This window comes from Streptomyces pseudoechinosporeus (assembly GCF_054783935.1).
Window position 1 is genome coordinate 15227 of sequence record NZ_BAAGPS010000017.1, and the last position, 17489, is coordinate 32715.

Sequence of the window (17489 nt, forward strand, 5' to 3'; positions counted from 1 at the left end):
CGATGGGAGCGGACATGAACGAGCCGGAGACCACGGATGCACGGGCCGAGGATCTCGACCGACTCCGGAACGAACGCGACCGGCTGCTGGCCGAACGCGAACGCCTCCGCCGAGAAGTGACCGAGCCGGACCCCCCGTCACCCTCCCGCCGGCGCCTGCTCATCGGCGCGGGCGCGGCCGTCGCGGCCACGGCCGTCGCCGTGCCCACCGGCATCGCGCTCGTCGGCGATGCGGACGACGGGGGCAAGGACGACGACAGGAAGCGAACCGCCCGCACCGGACCGGGCACCCCCACCCCCCTCCGCACACCCCCGCCCGTCGCCATCCCCGCCAAGCCCAGGCTGCGCCTGCTGGCGACGCTCAGGGGGCACGAGGGTGAGATCGTCACCTTCCGCTTCAGCCCGGACGGCACCTCCCTGGCCTCCAGTGACGGGGACGTGCGGCTGTGGGATGCGGCCACCGGCAAGGAGCGGGCCAAGCCCCTGTACTCCGGGACAGTCTTCATCGAGAGTCTGGCCTTCAGCCCGGACGGCCGGACGCTGGCGACCGGTGGTGGGGACCGGGTGCAGTTCTGGGACGCGGCCACGCTGCGTCCGCAGGGCCCGCAGATCACCAAGTCCGAAGAGGTGCAGGGCGCCGCCTTCCCCGGGGTCGCCTTCAGCCCGGACGGCAGGATCCTGGTCACCCACGGAGACATAGGGGACCCGGGGATCCAGCTCTACTACGCGGCCACCCGCAAGAAGGACGGCGAACCCCTGTCGTGGGACGAGGTCGCCACGCTGGTGTTCAGCCCGGACGGAAGAACGGTCGCCGGCGTCGACGAGTCCGGGACACAAGGGGTACGGCTGTGGGACCTGAACACGCGCAAGCAGCGTGCGCAGGCGGCGTACGACTTCTTCGGCGGCGTCCAGGCCATGGCGTTCAGTCCCGACAGCCGGACGCTGGCCGTCGCGAACGACTCGGGAGGGGTGCTCTTCTTCGACCCGGCCACCGGCAAGGAGAACGGCAGACCGCTCACCGGGCACACCGGCTTCGTCACCGGCCTCGCCTACAGCACGGACGGCAAGAGCGTACTCACCGCCGACTACGCGGGCTTTCGTGTGTGGAACGCGGCCACCCGCGACCGCCGGGCCGACCTGGAGGCCCCCGTGGAGACGATCAGCCAACTCGCCTTCAGTCCCGACGGCCGCACCCTGGCCACCGTCGGCTTCCAGGACCGCACGATCCACCTGTGGCGCCTGGAGTAGCCGAGACCCGCAGCGACGAGGCGAGTTATCTCGCCGACGGCCGACGGTCAGCTGGACGCTTCGGCCTTGATCTGTGCCAGAGCGTCGTTGAAGCCCTTCGGGGTGCCGCTGTTCCCGGCCACGCGGTCCAGGCGCACGCTGTCGATGTCCTTGCCGACGACGAGCAGGGCCCGGAGGGCCCCCGGTCTCCAAGTATCTTGCTCGGGTCTCCAAGTATCTTGCTCGGGCAGAGGGCGGTCGCGTCAGCCCAACAGGGCGGCGCAGGCAAGGAGTTGAATATGGGTTTACCGGACGCGCAGGACACGGCCAAGAGGCTGCGGGCGATCAGCGACGAGTTGTCGGACCGTTTCTACGAGCGTGCCGACGTGGTGCGGACGCTGGTAGTGACGCTGCTGGCCGGACAGCACTCGTTGGTGCTCGGCCCGCCCGGAACGGCGAAGTCCGAGATGGCCAGGGAGCTCACGGACAGGGTCGAGGGGGCGTCGTACTGGGAGATCCTGCTGTCGAAGTTCACCGCGCCGACGAGGATGTTCGGCCCCATCGACGTCGCCGCGCTGGCCCGGGGTGAGTACCGCCAGGTGTACGAAGGCCGTGCCACGACCGCGCATGTCGCGTTCATCGACGAGATCTTCAAGTGCTCCACGGCGGCGCTGAACGAGACGCTGGGCTACCTCAACGAGCGGATCTACCACCCCGAGAACGGCGGCGAGCCGATCCGCTGCCCCCTCATCGGGGCCATCACGGCGAGCAACGAACTGCCCGTCGGAGAGGACACAGCCGCGATCTACGACCGACTCCTTGTGCGGATCGAGGTCGGGTATCTGGAAGACCCCTCGAATTTCGCCGCGCTGGTCCGCTCCGCCGTCAGCCGCCCAGCGGCACCGACCCGGACCACCATCGAGCTGGCCGCGTTGCAGCACGCCGTGACCGAAGCCGTCCCGGCCGTGGACGTCCCCGACGGAATCGTGGATGCGGTGTGCACGCTGCGGGCCGCCCTGCGCCGCAAGGAACTCGTCGCCTCCGACCGCCGCTGGCGGCAGGCGGTGGGCCTGCTCCAGGCGTCCGCGTACCTCGACGGCCGCCCGGCGGTCGCCGAGACCGACCTGTCGGTGCTGACGCACGTGCTGTGGGACTCCCCCGCCGAGCGCCCGGCCGTCGAGCGCGAGGTGCTGCACCTGGTCAACCCCGACGCCAAGGAGGCGCTCGACCTGGCCGACACCATCGATGAGCTGGAGGCCCAGCTCGACGCCATGGCCGGGCAGTCCCGCGAGGCGTTGAGCGACTGGGTCATCAAGAAGGCCCACAATCAGTTGGCTATGGCGGGGAAGCGCCTTGAGAAGCTGCGCGAGGAGGCGGCGGGCGCCGGCCGCTCCACCGCCGCCATCGACCGAGTCACCGGCCGCCAGCGCGCCGTCCGCGCCCGCGTTCTCACCGAGGCGCTCGGCATGGACGCGAGCATGGTGCAGGCCCAGCTCTGAAGAGCGGGGAGCTCAGGGACATGGGCGAGACGGGCAAGGAAGCGAGCAAGCTGGGCGAGCTGACGGGCCGGGCCGGGAAGTGGCTGAGCCTGTCCGCCGCCGCTCCCGAGCGGCACACCGCGGCCGTGGTCGCGGACCGGTTCGAACAGATCACATGGCGCGACACGCACGAGCAGTCGGCCGGACTGCGCGAACTGACCGAGGAGCTGAACGAGCGCTACGACCACACCACCGACCTCCTCATCGACGCGTTCCTGGCCGCCTACAAGGTCAGCCCGCGGTTGCGCGAGCGCGCGGAGATGGCCCCCTCCCGGCTGGTCAACCACCAGGTCATCACATCGCTGGTGGAGTCACCGGAGTTCGCCGAGCTGCACCGGGAGACGGCAGGCGACCCCTACGCCGCCGCCATGGCCGTACTCGCCCAGGCCGCCGCGCTGCGCCGGTTGCTGGAGCGCTCCCGGGATACGCAGGAACGGGCCGAGCAGGCGAAGAATGCCCAGCAGGACGCCGAAGGCGCGGCGACCGCCGTGAGCGAGGCGCTCCAGCAGGCCGCCGACGAGGCCGACGAGGAGGGCACCTTGCCGACCCCGGCCGCCGACGCCGTACAACAGGCGATCGAGGCCGCCGAGGCAGCCGATGCTGCTGCGCAGCAATCCGCCCAGGCCGCCGCGCAGGCCCTCACGGCGGCGATCCCCGGCATCCGTGCCGCCGCGCGGAACGCGGCGGCGAAGGCCGCCGAGGCCGTACGCGAGGAGGCCGCGCTGATGCGGGCGTGGGGCGTCGGTCCCGGCGAGCTGGAGCGGATGCCGTTCGACCAGCGGGCCCGGCTCGCCGAGCGGCTGCGTACCAGCCGTCTCGCACAGTGGGCCGAACTGATCGGCCGTTTCCGGCAGATGGCGGGCGGTGAGCGCGCCCGCAAGGTGGAGAACGCCGCCGGGGAGCTGGTCGGCGTCACGCTCGGCAACGATCTCTCCCGCGTCATCCCCTCCGAACTGGCGGGCCTCGGCGTACCTGAGCTGCGTGCGGTGTTCGCCGCGCGCTACGCCGCCGGGGAGCTGATGCTCTACGACACCCAGGGCGAGCAGACCACCGGCCAGGGCGCCATCATCGCGTGCGTGGACACCTCGCACTCCATGTACGCGGACGGGCCCGGCGGAGTCACCCGGGAGGCGTGGGCCAAGGCGTGCGCCCTGGCGCTGCTGGATCAGGCCCGCCACGCGAAGCGTGACTTCGTCGGCATCCTGTTCTCCGCCGCCGACAAGCTCCAGGTCTTCCGCTTCCCGACCGACCGGCCCGCCGACATCGCCCAGACCCTCGACTTCGCGGAGACCTTCCTCGGCGGCGGCACCAGCTACCAGAGGCCGCTGACAGCAGCCCGCGAACTGCTGGAGGAGGAGTTCAACGACGCCGCCCGCAAGCGCGGCGACATCGTGATGCTCACCGACGACGAATGCGACGTCACCGAGGAATGGACGCGCGGCTGGAACGACGCCAAACACCTGCTGGGCTTCCGCGTCTTCGGCGTGGCCATCGGCACCCCGCCCGCCGCCGAAGCCGGCTCGGTCCTGGACGCCCTGTGCGACAACCTCCGCTCCATCGAGGACCTCACCGACGTCCACGCCGCCGCGGACCTCTTCCGCGTGATCTGACCTGGCCCCACAAGATCGCTCACGAATGCAACCCGCCTTCCAGCGGGACGTTTTGAAGCGTCACGTTGCGCGGAGCACTGTGCTCCAGCACGTGGTCCAACATGTCCCGCATTTGCTCCGCGTCCCCGTACCGACGCCGAAAAACATGCTCCTCGACGATGAAGCTGAAGGGGACGGTCGGCCGCTCGTACAGCATCCTCTGCCGCTCCGTCCTCACCGCGAGCAGAGCCTCCAGCCGCTCGTCCGAAACCACCGGAATCGTGCCCTCGAACACCGCCCGCGCATACCCCTCTGACTGCAACAACCCGGGCACCAGCCTGCACTCATACGTACACAGGCTCACGGCCATCCGCTCCAGCCGAGCCCACCGCCGGAACCAAGCCGCCAGCCCCGCCTCCCCCCGCGTCAGGAATCTCGCCGACTTCCGCAACGCACCCGTGTTGCCCGTCACCTCCTCCGACCGCTCCACGAACGCCTCATCCGCCATCCGCCGCCCCAACTCCACGGATTCCACGGTGTGTTTGGAGAACCGGACCAGCCTCCCGAACTCGGCCCGACTGAACCCGGCGTGCTCGCGCAGGGCCTGGACGACGGCCCCGAAGGTCCGCAGACTGTCGGAGGGGTCGGGCTCCCGCTCCCAGTCGGCGTCGCCCGTCGCTTCGGTGTGGTCGGTGGTCATACGCGGCTACCTCCAGGTGCGTTGGTGCGATGCCCCGCGATCGACGCACCCAGAGTGACGGAAAGATCCGCGTACCGTCCACCGAATGTGCCCGTACGCTGACGCACCGTACGGGGCGAGCCGCTGGCGCACACCCCCGCCCGGCCGCCACCGTGGCCCCATGAACGCGACCACACCCCAACTGCCTTCCACCGTACGCACGTTCGCGCAGCGCCTGTCCTCCACCCGCCGCGGAGCCCGCCTCGCCCGACTGCTCGCCGTCGAAGAACTCCGCACCTGGCCCGTATCACCGGCTGTCACCGAACGCGCCGAGCAGATCGTCGCCGAACTCGCGGCCAACGCCGCGCTGCACGGGCACGTACGGGGCCGGGACTTCAGGCTCACCCTCACGCTCGACGAGGCGACGGGCGTCGTACGCATCGAGGTCACCGACACCCGCGGCGAGAAGCTGCCCGCACTCCCTCCGGAACCGCGACCGGACGACGAGTCCGGCCGCGGCCTGCTCCTGGTCGCCGCGCTGGCCGACCGCTGGGGCACGGGGCCGTATGCGCCGAGCGGCAAGACCGTATGGGCCGAGGTGGGTTCGCGGTCCGGCTGAAGTCCTCACGCCAGCAGGTCAGTTGGGGAGACTTCCCCGGTCCGCCAAGGGTGAGCGCTGCTATGTCGTGTCTTCGCGCCGGGCTGCCTTGCGCTGCAGGGACTCCCGCCGCGAGCGCAGCTCCTTCTGTCGCTTCTGGCTTTCCTTGCGGCGCTTCGCGCGCTCGCGTGCGGCCGGACTCCTGAGCTTCGTGTGGTCCGGTAGCCACATCAGTGCCCACACCAACCCGACGATAAGGGCGATCACGATCACCCCCAAGACCGTCGCCAACGCAGGCGGCATGTCCGCAACGTCTGTGATCCGGTACCGGCCGATATTCAACGCCCCCGCCTCGTACTCCACTTCTGCGCGGCACCCTAACAGCGGACTGAATCGCTCCGGGGCACGGGAGAACGCGGTGCTCCGTTGCCGTCCGGTGACATTCGTTGCATATCTGCAGCAAGAGTGCAGAGCAACGGAAGAGCACCTTAATGAGTCTTACGAGACGTCATGACCGGAAGGTTCTTGGCGGGCCGCACGAGCGCGTCCCCTCCTTCCGCATCCGGTCGTCTCGACACACAACGCATGGGGGAATCATGAACGTCCGCATCCGCGGTACCCGGCTTGCGCTGGCCGCGCTGGCCACCGGGGCCGTACTCACTCTGGCTGCCGCCCCGGCGATGGCTGCGGGCTCTCCCCGGTTCCTGGAACCGGGTGAGCTGCCGCCGCACCCGACGTCGCCCTGGTACGCCGGTCCGGTCGTCGCCGGGCAGCCCGAGCACCCGCCGGTCTGCGTCGGGGAGGCGCTGCCGTCCATCTCCAGCCACCGTGAGTACTGGACCGAGTACGACACCAACGCGTTCCAGGTCACCGTGGTGGAGCGCAGTGAGCAGCGGGCCAAGGCGTTCGCCGCCCTGCTGCGCCAGAAGATCGCCGACTGTGCCGAGCGGCTCATGGAGGAGACTCCCGACCTCACGGCGACCGAGAAGAACTACGGCAAAATCGACGTCGAGGAGAGCGCGACCGTCCACGGCCTGCACACCGTCTCCGACTGGGGCTCCTCCGACGTCAGCCTGTTCTCGGTGGGCCGGGACGGCAGGACCGTGACCTACGTCCGGTGGGCGCAGATGGGCACCTTCGAACATGCGCAGGTCGCGGACTTCAAGGCGACCACGGTGACGGCTGTCAACAAGCTCTACTGAGCCCTGCCCGAGCCGCCCGTCCTGCAGAGGCGAGGCGGGCGGCTCCACCCGGCCGTCCCGAGCACCAACTGGGCGGAGACCGATTGCTTCCCGCTGCTCATAGAGCGCCCAGGTGAGCTCACTCAGCCGGCTTCGCCCATGTGGTGAAAGCGGACGGGTTCCGCGAGGGCGGCCCGCGCCCCCTCGAAGTCCGCGAGCCGGGCCGCGACCGTGGCGATGGCGAGTCGTTCCGGGAGCGCGGCCGAGAATTTGAGTCCACGCACGGCACGCCTGTCGACGTCGGGCAGGACGAGCCCCTCGCCCGCGCTCTCTCGGGCTACGCGCCAAGCATCCGTTGTCAGGTCTTCGCGGAGCCGCAGCCAACAGTCACTCGGCCGCTGTACGGGGTCGGCGATCGACGGCAGAGTGGCGGCGAGGGTGGCGTTGGCCCGGTATCCGGCCCAGGTCCACCAGCGCACGTCGTCACCGACCCGCGTCACCAGCGTCCCGCCGGGGTGGACGGTGTCCGGCCCGTCGGCCTCGCGTTGCTCGGTGAGGCACGCCTCGGCGCGGCGGGTGACCGACACGGGCGGGTCGGCGCCGAGCAGCACTTCGCGCATGGCGCGCGTCAGCGCGTACGACAGTCCGGCGATGCCGCCGTTCATCCACTTGGCGACGCCACCGCCGTCCGCGGGTTCGACGAAGACCCGCTTGCGGGTCCAGTCCACGAAGGTGACCTGCCAGCTGCGCCCGCCCAGGAGCAGCCGTCTGGGCCCCGGCCGTTCCTCGGTGAGTACGGTCGGGTCGGTCCTGCCGATCTCCGTGCGCCCGGAGAGGACGGTGAACTGCGGCGGCGCGGTGAAGGACGCGGTCAGTTCAATGAAGTGCCGCTTCCCGAAGCGGCGTTCCGCCTCGGGCCCGACGAACAGCAGTCCGCCGTCCTCGTCGAGGAAACCCTCGTCGCGCAGGTGGCGCAGGATGGGCGCAGCCGAACGGTCGAAGGGAGCGAGCCCGTTCCACTGCTGAGGCCAGAGCTGGTCGCCGAGCTTGTGCTGTTGCAGGGTCACGGCGAGGAGCTGCTGCGCAACGAGGTGCCGGGGCTCGGGCGGCGCGTTCACCGGCTCGACCCAGCCGCGCGCCCACAGCAGGAGCAGACCGGCTGCCTGCAACAGGGTCTCCTCGCGCGTGGTGAGGAAAAGACAGTTGCGTACGGTGTCGGCGCGGCGACCGGTTCGTCCGATGCGCTGCAAGAAGGAGGCGACACTCGCGGGCGAGTCGATCTGGATGACGCGGTCCAAGTCACCTACGTCGATGCCAAGTTCCAGCGTGGAGGTGGAGACGATGACGCAGTCCCGCGCTTCGGCGAACGCTTGCTCCGAGCGAGCGCGTTCATCGGCGGAGAGGGAGGCGTGAGAGAGGAAGACGGTCACCTCGCGCGCCCGCAGTGCCGCGCCGAGCTCTTCGACCTGTCGGCGTGATTCACAGAAGACGAGACGCTTCTCGCCTCGGTGAAGTGCGCTGACCAGTTTGGCGGCGTTCTCCAGTGACCCCACATAGTCGAGTTCCACCTCGCCCGCGGGCCGGGGCGTCTCCTCGGCGGAGGCGCTGTCGGCGGACTGGGGCGCGCGGGTAATTCCGAGGACGTCAGGAGCGATGACCCGGCCCGGCCGCTTCCCTTGTCCAGCCCCTTGCAGCCAGTTGAGCAAGTGCTGGGGGTTGCCGACCGTCGCCGACAATCCGATCCGCTGGATGGGCCGTCCGGTGACCCGCTCCAGCCGTTCCAGTACGGCGAGCAGATGCCAGCCCCGGTCGTCGCCCGCGAAGGCGTGCACCTCGTCCACGACGACGGCTCGCACGGTGCCCAACAGGCGCGCATGGTCGGTCTTGACGCCGATCAGCATGGCTTCGAGGGACTCCGGCGTGGTGAGCAGGATGTCAGGTGGTTCGGTGCGGATGCGCTGCCGCTGCGACTGCTTGGTGTCGCCGTGCCAGAGGGCCGCTCGCCGCCCCAGCCACTGTGCGTACGAATCGACGCGCGTGACCAGGTTGTTGAGCAGCGCCTTGAGAGGGCACAGGTACAGCACGGAGGTGCCGGTCCACTTGTGCTGCGTCATGGCGGACAGCATCGGGAAGCAGGCCGCCTCGGTCTTTCCGCCGGCCGTCGGCGCGAGCAGCACGGCGTCCTCGCCGTCCATGAGCGGTGCGATCGCCTCGCGTTGCAGGGGGCGCAGGTCGGGCCAGCCCAGGGTGTTGACGATGTGGTGCAGGACGACGGGGTCGAGTCGTTCGAGGATGTCGGGTCCGCTGCCGTCGGCGGTCATCACACATCCAGCTCGATGTCATCGGCGGAGGGAGCAGAGCCCGACACCGCGGCTGCCAGGTTCCGTTCCACATCGGTGAGTTCACTGCTCGCGACGGTGAGTTTGTAGTGCCGTCGCGGGTCGAAGTCCTCGAACTGGTCGACGCGGTCGAGTACGTCCCCGACGAGTTTCTTCAGGAACAGCCGGGGCGCCACACCGACCTTCCCTCCGAGTGCCCCGCCGACGGCCCTGGCGAGATCGGCGACGTAGGTGTCGTCGACGACGGCCTCGATCCGCTCGGGTGACTCGGCCCCGGCCGCGTACAGCTCCCGGATGGTGACGCCGAGGCTCACCAGCGACTCCTGTGTGAAGCCGGAGAGCCTGAGCTGCACGGCACGGGGATTGTCGAAGCGCGGGTCGGTCGTGAAGTCGGTGGCGAGGCGCTGGGCGAGCGGCGCGAGCCGCTGGACGCCCTGCTGCCCGTCGTAGAACGCGGGCGTTCCGGTGATCACGAGGTACAGGCCGGGGAAGCGCCCGGAGTGCACTTCGTCGATGAGCTGCCTGAGGGCGTTGAGTGCCTTGTCGCGAGCGTCCGAACGCACTCGCTGAAGGGTTTCCACCTCGTCGAGTACGACAAAGAGGCCCGCGTGCCCGGAGTCGCGCAGCACGGTGAGCAGTCCCTGCAGGAAGCCGAAGGCACCGAAGTGGTCGAGGTCGCCGCGTACCCCCGCGGCCCGGCGTGCGGAGGCGGCGACGTGCGGCTGCCCGCCCAGCCATGCCATCACCGCCGCGGCCGTCGCCTCGTCGCCCTCGGCGAGGGCAGCGCGGTAGCCCCGCAGCGCGGCGGCGAAGGACGGCGCGTGCCGGGACACCTCGGCGAGCCGCGCCACGAGCAGCTTCTCCACCTCCTGAGGCAGCTCGTCCTCGGTGGCACCCGCGGCGAGGGAGTCCTCCTCCAGCGCGTAGAACCAGGCGTCGATCACCGGCCGCAGCGCGCTGGGCGGGAAGCTCGCCGTGGTGAGGCGTTCGGTGAGCCGCCGGTAGACGGTCTCCAGCTTGTGCAGGGGGGTCTCGGTCTCCGAGATCTGGATCTCGGCCACGGCGAAGTTACGGCGCTTGGCCCGCTCCCCCAGCCACCGGGTGAAGAACGTCTTGCCCGACCCGTACTCACCTCGTACGGCCTTGAACACCGAGCCACCCGACGACACCGCCTCCAGCTCCGCGTCGAGCGCCCCCTCGAACCGGTCGAGTCCGGTGGCGAGCAGATCGAGCCCGCTCTCCGGTACGGCTCCGCGCCGCAAGGCGTCGATGACGGTGCGGCGACGCGCGGCGGAGACGGAAGTCGTGCGGTTCTCGATCACCTTGCCAGTTTCCCATCCGGTCCGGTGCGGTCAGTCGATGGCGAACTGCATGCGAAGGAGTTCGCGATTCAGCCGCAAGGTACGCCCGTCGGCCAAGGTTTCCAGTACCTGTACGCCGTCGTAGTTGAGGAGCTGCCGCAGGACCGCGGCGAAGCCGTCGCCCCGCGTGGTGGGCATGCCCGCGCGCTGGGCGAGTGCGGTCACGGGCAGGGTGCCGCCCGCGTCGAGCAGGGCGGCGAGCGCCTTGTGGACCTGCTCCTGCTGGGGCTTGCGGGCCAGCCCGCCGAGCTGCGCCTGGTACGTCTCCGAGTCGAGCAGTGCCTTCACGAGCGCTTCGGTCCGGGAGAAGAGGGTCGGGGTGAGCAGGGCGTCGTCGCCTCCGGGAGTCAGCTCGACGTCGAAGAGAGCGTCGTGCGTCCGAGCGAGTTCCGCCTGCTGCTTCTGGGCCTTCGCGGTCGTCTTCTTCGGGGAGGCGGCTGCGGGAGCCACGCCGACCGCCTGAGCCGTACGCTCTCCCGGCAGCGGCCTTGCGACCTCCTCCGGAGCCCACCAGACCGGCCGCTGATCCCCCAACTCCCGCCACCCCTTGGGCGGTTCCGCGCTGAACGGCAGGAAGGCGAGCACTGGAATGGTGAACTCGGCGAGGGAGGCCCCGCCGTGGTAACCGGCCTTGAGTGCGGTGTAGCGGGAGTCCGCATCCCACAGCGCAACGATGGACGCGCCGGGTTCGGGCCACACCACGCGCCGTCCGGAGAGGGCGATCTCCCGTTCGGCGAGCGGGCCGCCGCCTGGCAGGCGGTGCCGCGCGGACGCGGGGTCGGTGGCGGTGCCAACCTTCGTGCCGTGCCGGTCGACCACGTGGCCGTGGTCGCTGGTGACGATGACTGCCATGCCCTGCTCCACCGCCACCCGCAGCAGGTCGCGCAGACCGGGTACGTCATCCACCCGCCAGGTCCCGTCTCCCAGCTTCTGTTCCTTGCCGAGCCGGTCGTCGATGGCGTTGAGGACGACGGCGACATGGGTCCTGCCGTCGGTGAGCGCCTCCGTGAGCGCCGGGCCGAAGGTGTCGCCCGCGGTCTCGGTGCGCAGGTCGTCCTTGTGGAAGACGGCGGCAGGGGCGCCACCCCACAGCTTGAGCGTGGGGAAGAGCCGCTTCTCGTCGGCCTGGGTGCCCTTCATCAGGGTGCCCGCGAAGAGTGAGGTTCGGGACACCGCCGTCAGGGTGGGCAGTGCGGCTGCCATCGCCCGACGATGCGGGGCACCCTCGGGCAGCGGGTCGAACTCCGCCCAGGAGGCGCGCAGTTCCTCGCCGAGTTCGTTCGCTATGGCCGCGCTCATGCCGTCGAGGACGAGCATCAGCACTCGCCGCTCCTCCCCGCGTCGCACGACCGGTCCGACCACGCGGTCGAGGAAGGTCTCGACGGTGAGCATGCTGCCGGGCTGGGTGCCGGCCTCCGTCCAGGTGGCCAGCGAGCGCGCGAAGGCCGCGTCGATCTCCCGCCGCCGGTCCCTGACGCGCGTGCCGAGGGTGTCGTACGCGGCCTTGAGGACGGGGTCCGGGTCGCCACCGGCCTCGATGTGTTCCAGGGCGAGGTCGGTCCAGCCGGTCTCGGCGACGTGGCGCGCTATGGCGTCGGCGACGGTGGGCGATTCGGCGGGCGGGTCGGTGGCCAGCCAGCGGGCGAGGCGCTGTCCCATGCGGGCGCGTTCGATGCGCGCGGAGTCCTCCGGTTCGGTGGCGAGCCGATGGTCCTCCAGGCGCCGGACGGCGTCCGCCACCGCTCCCGTGTCGCCCGCCGCGAGGGCCTGTCCGACGGCGGTGAACCGGGCCTCGAGTCCGCCGCGCAGGACGGGGCTCGCCGCGACGGCCCGCTCCGCGCCGAACTGGCGGGCCAGCACGGCCGCCCGGTCGAGCACGGTGCCGGTGGTACGGCGTGCCTCGCGGACCTGGTCGGCGTCGCCGCCGCCCGTACGGTGTCCGGCTGCCAGCAGCGTGGTCACGTACTCCTCGGCGGCCCGGCCGAAGACGGTCACCAGGGCGTCGAGCTGTTCGCCGACCGCCGGGGGCTGGTCGCCGAAGTAGCGTTCGGCGCGGCCCCGGGCCTGGTACGTCTCGGGGGCGGGCTCGGCGTGCTGCCACAGTGCCGCGCATACGAGGCCGAAGGCGGCGGCGTCCGCGCCGCGTTCGGCGTCCACGAGGGCGAGCAGGGCGCGTCCGGCGAGGCCCGCCTGGTCCTCCTCACCGAGGAAGTCGGTCAGTCCGGTGCGCTCGGGGCCGCGCAGTCCCAGCAGCCGTTCGGGAGCGCCGGGCCGGGTCGACCAGTGCAGCAGGCTCTGGGCGTCGAGCCGGTCGTCGCCCGGGCGTCGCGTGCCGCCCTCGGTGTCGTAGCGGCCGAGGCGCAGGCGGCGCTGGGCGAGCGCCATGAGGGCGTACTGCCGGGACAGCCAGCCGCCGGGCACGGACGGCCAGCCGCCGGGCGGGGTGGCGTCGAGCAGGGCTTCGGCGGCCCAGTTGACGTCCTTGAGCCGGGGGTCGATCTGCCGGGCGCCGAACGCCTCGCGGACGACGTCCCAGCTGTCGACCGTGTCGATGCGCAGCTTGTGGACGCGGGCGAGGATCGCCGGGTCGAGTTCGTTCTGCTCGCGGTCGGTGAGGACGACCAGGACGGCGGGGCCGGGGCGACGGCCCGCCAGGTGGTCGAGGACGAGTTCGTGGACGGCGAGCGGAGAGGTGGCCACCGCGACACCGGCGGTTCGGCCCTCGCCCCAGGCGGGTTCGGCGGGGCCGTCCCACTGGGGCGTGGACCGCAACAGGACGATCCGGCGCCGCCCGTCCTCCCCCGTCAGGGATGCGGCAAGGTGCGACTGCGAGGACAGGTACTGGGTGACGGTCGCGGTGTTGAGCCGGACGGCGCCCGGGGCGGCAGCGACGGTGTCCGTCATTCGACAACCTGCCAGGTGATCTCGATGGTCGCGTCGGGGTGGCGGGCGGCCAGTTCGGACAGTTCCGCCTGGATGTCGGCGGAGGCCCGTGCCACGGTCGTACGGCGGAATCCGGACTTCCGCGCGGTGCCACTCCCCGAGGAGGGCGTCTCCTGTGGGGTGAAGGGGATCCGCGGGTCGCTCGTCGGAGTGCCCAGGTCCTGGTCGTCGGCCGTGGGCTGGGACGTGACGGACGCGGGCGGCTGAGCGGCGGCCTGGCTGCGCTTGACCAGGGCGACGACCTCGCGCTGGGTGCGGGCCAGGGCGTCGCGCAGGTTCGCGGTCCGCTGGTCGTCGCGGGCCACGTTGCGCAGCGAGTCGAGCAGCGCCTCGCCCTCGGGGCCGAGTCCGGCGGCGAGTTCCAGGGTGCTCCAGGGCGCGGAGGCGACGGCCTCCGCGACGCTGCGGGCCTGCTTGATGGAGGTGCCGTACCGGTCGGCGCTGGTCTCGCCCAGGTCGAAGGAGGCGAGGGCCTCCACGGTCTTCTTCGCCCCGGCCGCGCCCTTACCGGCCTCCGCCGTGAGCGCGTCCAGCAGTTCCAGGGAGCGGCGGGCGAGGGCGAGCCGTCCGGTGTCGGCGGTCTGGTCGAGGCCGAGGAAAGAGGCGTGGGCCTCCAACTGGTGCACCAGGTCGGCCGCGTGGTCCCGGTGGGCGCGGGCACCCTCGATGATCTGGCGGGCGAACTGGTTGACCATGCGGCCGCGCCGCAGGGCGGGCGGCTTCTGCCCGAAGACCGTCTCGAAGCGCTGCCGTGCGGTGTCCCAGTCCGACTCGGCGGGCAGCGGCTGGCTGCGCAGCGCGTCGTGGTCCTTGATCGCGGACAGTTCGGGCGCGGGGTCGAGGACGGAGCCGCCGCGCACCCACACCCGGTCGTCCATCTCGGCGAAGGCCGCGACGACGAGCCGGGCGAGGAAGTCGGGCAGGCCGCGCGGGTCGGGCTTGTCCGTCCAGTCGGTCAGCGTGATCAGGGACAGGTCCCCGGTGACACCCTGGGCGCTGGCGAGCTGGCGGAAGTGGTCGGCCCAGTAGCGGGACAGCTCGAAGTACGCCTCCTTCTGCTGCCCGAGGCGCAGCGGCCCGGCGATCCGCTGCATGAGCTTGCGGTCGGCGGCCGGGACCTCCACCCGCCCGTCGCGGGCCTCGGCGGCGGCCCGTACGTGGGTGAACACCTTGCGGGTGTCGGTAGGCTTGACGGCGGTTTCGGTCGCGTCGGGGTCAAGGTCGGGATGCGCCGGGTACTGGTGGGCGAGCAGCTTCCCCGCGACGTGCCGGATGCCGTCGTGCAGGCTCTGCCCGAAGGACAGGGTGAGGCCGTCGACGTCGGGCAGCGCCACGAGGTGGTCGTCGAAGTCGGGCACGACGTCGGCTGCCTGCTTCTGGGCGAGTCCGTACGCCTGCTTGAAGGCGCCCTTGACCTGCTTGAGCAGAGCCTCCCGCTGGGTTTCGAGGAGGCCCTTGGCGCGGCTGCGGTTGTCGGCGTTGAGGTGGCCTGCGTACTGGGTGTCGAAGCGGTGCTCGTCGGCGAGGGCCTTGTCGATGACGACGAGACGCCGGAAGTCGGCGAAGCGCTGCGCGGACAGGTGCGCGGGCAGCCAGGCGACGGTACGGGACCGCTCGCCCTGCTGGCGCTCGCGCAGCCGCCGGATCCGGTTGACGTCCTCGACGGGGCCCCACTCCCCTTCGTCGAAGGGGAGGTCTATGGCGATACGCCAGCGGCCGTCCTCCTGCGGCATCAGGTCGTGGTCGGGCAGCTCGTCCTCGTCGGCGACGTTCCCGAAGACGATCTCGGCGGTGCGGGCGGTGCCGCGCCACACGAAGCTGAGCTGGTCGCTCAACTGGCCGTGTTCGACGCCCAGTTCCTCGGACAGCAGGCGGCGGGCGAGCGCGACCCGGTTGCCGGGGTTGTCGTTGACCTGGGCGTTGGCGATGACGGAGTCCACGTCGACGCCGGACAGCTCCAGCCGTACGCCGGGGTTGGCGTCGGTGCCGGTCTCCTTGATCTCGGGGAACCGGGCGGCCCACTCGGCGACCTTGTTCTTGATGATGCCGACCTCGGCGCCCGGGATGGGCGCGAGGACCGACCCGTGGTTGAGCGCGCCGAGCCGCCGGATGGTCAGCTCGGACAGGGAGGGCACGCTGGGCGCGAGCGCGGACAGCAGCAGGGTGCATACGAGCCGGTTGTCGCCGAGGAACATGCGGCAGCGATTGGCGCGTTGGGGGTCGGTGATGGCGTCCGGCCGGTTGAGGTACTGCTCGACGTCGTCCTCGGTGATGTCGTACGAACTGAGCAGGTACGGCCGAAGCTTGGTCTTGTACAGCTTGTCGGCGGCCTCGAAGACGACCTTCAGGCTGTCGGTGAACGGCTTGTCGCCGCCCTCCGCGATCACCGGGTAGAGGTCGCCGACGGGGATCAGCTGCCCGAGGCGGATCTCGTTGCGGTGGTCGGCGAGGAGCTCGCCCATCAGCTTCAGACCGGTGCGGGAGCGCTGCAACGCGGACGAGATGTGGACGAGGGTGTCCATGAACGCCGGCGAGAACGGGTACGTCAGCCGGAACGACTCCGCGTCCGCACCGGTCGTGCCCTTCTCCGAGCCGAGCAGGGTGTCCCACACCTGGGAGCCGACCCGCTTGGTCTGCTCGAAGGCCGCGTCGACCAGCTTGGCTGCCTCTTCGTCCTTCGGTTTGAGGAGGCGGGCGTGGGCGATCTGCGGGAGGTTGCGGTCCTCCAGGGTGATCTTGTCGAACCGTCCGGAGGCCAGGTTCAGGGTGTCCTGGATGGAGGCTTCCGCCGCGCCGGACACCTCCTCGCCGACCAGCTCACGCAGGTCGCGCTGGCGGGCGATCAACGACACGACGGGGATGGCGCGACGGGCGTCACCGCCCTCCACGAAGTTCGTGATCTTGCTGGCCTCGCGGGCGACGAACTTCTGCTCGTGGATGAGGGTGGCGAGCCAGAGGATCAGCTCGTCCAGGAACAGGATCAGTCCGTCGTAGCCGAGCGACTTGGCGTGCTCGGCGATGACGGACAGGCCGGCGTCGAGGGAGATGAAACCGTGCTCGTTCTCGACGGCGTTCTTGGCGAAGCCGGGGAGGAGATTGGTGCTGGCGTCGTTGACCAGCTTGGCCCGCAGCTCGGCCGGGGTGGAGGGGTTACGGAGGTTGAGAGGGGTGCCCCCCTCGTGGTTCTCCTCGGCGGCGAGCGCGGTGTCGAGGAGCTGGGGGGTCCAGGCGAAGCCCTCGCCCCACTCGTCCTCCTCGTCGTCCCCTTCGCTCGTGCCCAGGCCGCGGATGACCGCCTCGTCGCCCATGTTGGCGCGCATGGAACGGATGTCGGCGAAGAGGGAGTCGGTCCGGTACACCTGCGGGATCGGCGCCTCCGGGTGCAGCTTCTTGACGTGGTGCACGTACCCGCCGAGCACCCGCTGTTCGAGCGCCTTCGCGCCGAGCATGTGGTACGGCACGAGCAGGAACTTCTTGCCGTCCGTGCTCAGCCACTCGTGCTTGGTCAGCACCGGGTCGAACTCGGTACGGGAGCGGGCGGCAGGGTCGCCGCTGAGCAGCGCGTACAGCACGGCCATGAAGTGCGACTTACCGGAACCGAACGAGCCGTGCAGGTACGCCGCCTTGGAGCGGTGGCCGTCGAGCGCGGACTTGATGAGGTCCAGCGCCTCGTCGAAGTTCTCCAGCAGCCGCTCGGTGACGACGTAGTCCTTGAGCGCGTGCTGGGCGCCCTCGGGGGTCGTCGCCTCGGCGAGGGACAGCACGAAGTCCGAGGTGGAGATGGACTCCTTGATGTCGATGACATCGCGGAGGAGGGGCGGCTGGGCCATTGCGGGTCTCGCTCTCCCTGACGGTGGTCGGTGCTGCTCGTACTCGGTGTCGTGCGGGGTCCGCCGCCGAGGCCCGAGGCCGGTCCGAGGGATGGGGCGGGGCTCAGGGGTACGGATGGCCGGTGCGGCGGGCCGGCTGTCCTGGCCGGTGGCGAGGACGGAACTGGTCATGCGGTGACCGGACGGGAACGACGCTCACGGCGTC

At 70.8% G+C, this 17489-nt stretch carries 10 protein-coding genes and 1 pseudogene; 5 read left to right on the forward strand and 6 right to left on the reverse strand.

Annotated elements, in window-relative coordinates; translation table 11 throughout:
* The first annotated feature begins 14 nt into the window (after positions 1–14).
* The 3 genes from ACYVO6_RS22100 (at position 15) to ACYVO6_RS22110 (ending at position 4374) form a co-directional block, all read left to right on the forward strand.
* Positions 15–1247: a WD40 repeat domain-containing protein gene (locus ACYVO6_RS22100; RefSeq protein WP_461063655.1), complete on the forward strand. Its 1233-nt coding sequence runs from the start codon at positions 15–17 to the stop codon at positions 1245–1247.
* 278 nt (positions 1248–1525) lie between these two features.
* Positions 1526–2725 carry an AAA family ATPase gene (locus ACYVO6_RS22105; protein WP_461063657.1) on the forward strand — a complete coding sequence of 400 codons (1200 nt, stop codon included), beginning with the start codon at positions 1526–1528 and terminating at the stop codon, positions 2723–2725.
* Between the two features lie 20 nt (positions 2726–2745).
* Positions 2746–4374, forward strand: coding sequence for a VWA domain-containing protein (locus ACYVO6_RS22110; protein ID WP_461063659.1), 1629 nt, complete (start codon positions 2746–2748; stop codon positions 4372–4374).
* 22 nt (positions 4375–4396) lie between these two features.
* On the opposite strand, the pseudogene ACYVO6_RS22115 reads toward ACYVO6_RS22110, so the two are convergent.
* Positions 4397–5053, reverse strand: a pseudogene (locus ACYVO6_RS22115) (helix-turn-helix domain-containing protein); the annotation flags it as partial.
* A gap of 160 nt (positions 5054–5213) precedes the next feature.
* On the opposite strand from ACYVO6_RS22115, the gene ACYVO6_RS22120 reads away from it, so the two are divergent.
* Positions 5214–5651, forward strand: a complete 438-nt coding sequence (locus tag ACYVO6_RS22120) for an ATP-binding protein (protein ID WP_461063661.1) — start codon at positions 5214–5216, stop codon at positions 5649–5651.
* Positions 5652–5711: 60 nt separating this feature from the next.
* Here ACYVO6_RS22120 and ACYVO6_RS22125 read toward each other — a convergent pair whose 3' ends face one another.
* Positions 5712–5993, reverse strand: a complete 282-nt coding sequence (locus ACYVO6_RS22125) for a hypothetical protein (RefSeq protein WP_461063663.1) — start codon at positions 5991–5993, stop codon at positions 5712–5714.
* Between the two features lie 233 nt (positions 5994–6226).
* Here ACYVO6_RS22125 and ACYVO6_RS22130 point away from each other — a divergent pair, with 233 nt between their 5' ends.
* Positions 6227–6832, forward strand: coding sequence for a hypothetical protein (locus ACYVO6_RS22130; protein ID WP_461063665.1), 606 nt, complete (start codon positions 6227–6229; stop codon positions 6830–6832).
* 122 nt (positions 6833–6954) lie between these two features.
* Here the strand turns inward: ACYVO6_RS22130 and ACYVO6_RS22135 are convergent, their stop codons facing one another.
* Genes ACYVO6_RS22135 through pglY form a run of 4 tightly spaced genes read right to left on the reverse strand, consistent with a single transcriptional unit; the run spans position 6955 to position 17284 of the window.
* Positions 6955–9132 carry a DEAD/DEAH box helicase gene (locus tag ACYVO6_RS22135; RefSeq protein ID WP_461063667.1) on the reverse strand — a complete coding sequence of 726 codons (2178 nt, stop codon included), beginning with the start codon at positions 9130–9132 and terminating at the stop codon, positions 6955–6957.
* Positions 9132–10472 carry a BREX system ATP-binding protein BrxD gene (gene brxD, locus ACYVO6_RS22140; RefSeq protein WP_461063669.1) on the reverse strand — a complete coding sequence of 447 codons (1341 nt, stop codon included), beginning with the start codon at positions 10470–10472 and terminating at the stop codon, positions 9132–9134. The genes ACYVO6_RS22135 and brxD overlap by 1 nt, the downstream gene beginning before the upstream one ends.
* Positions 10473–10502: 30 nt before the next feature.
* On the reverse strand, positions 10503–13415 hold the full coding sequence (gene pglZ, locus ACYVO6_RS22145) for a BREX-2 system phosphatase PglZ (protein WP_461063671.1): 2913 nt from the start codon (positions 13413–13415) through the stop codon (positions 10503–10505).
* Positions 13412–17284, reverse strand: coding sequence for a BREX-2 system ATPase PglY (gene pglY, locus ACYVO6_RS22150; protein WP_461063795.1), 3873 nt, complete (start codon positions 17282–17284; stop codon positions 13412–13414). The genes pglZ and pglY overlap by 4 nt, the downstream gene beginning before the upstream one ends.
* Positions 17285–17489 lie beyond the last annotated feature (205 nt).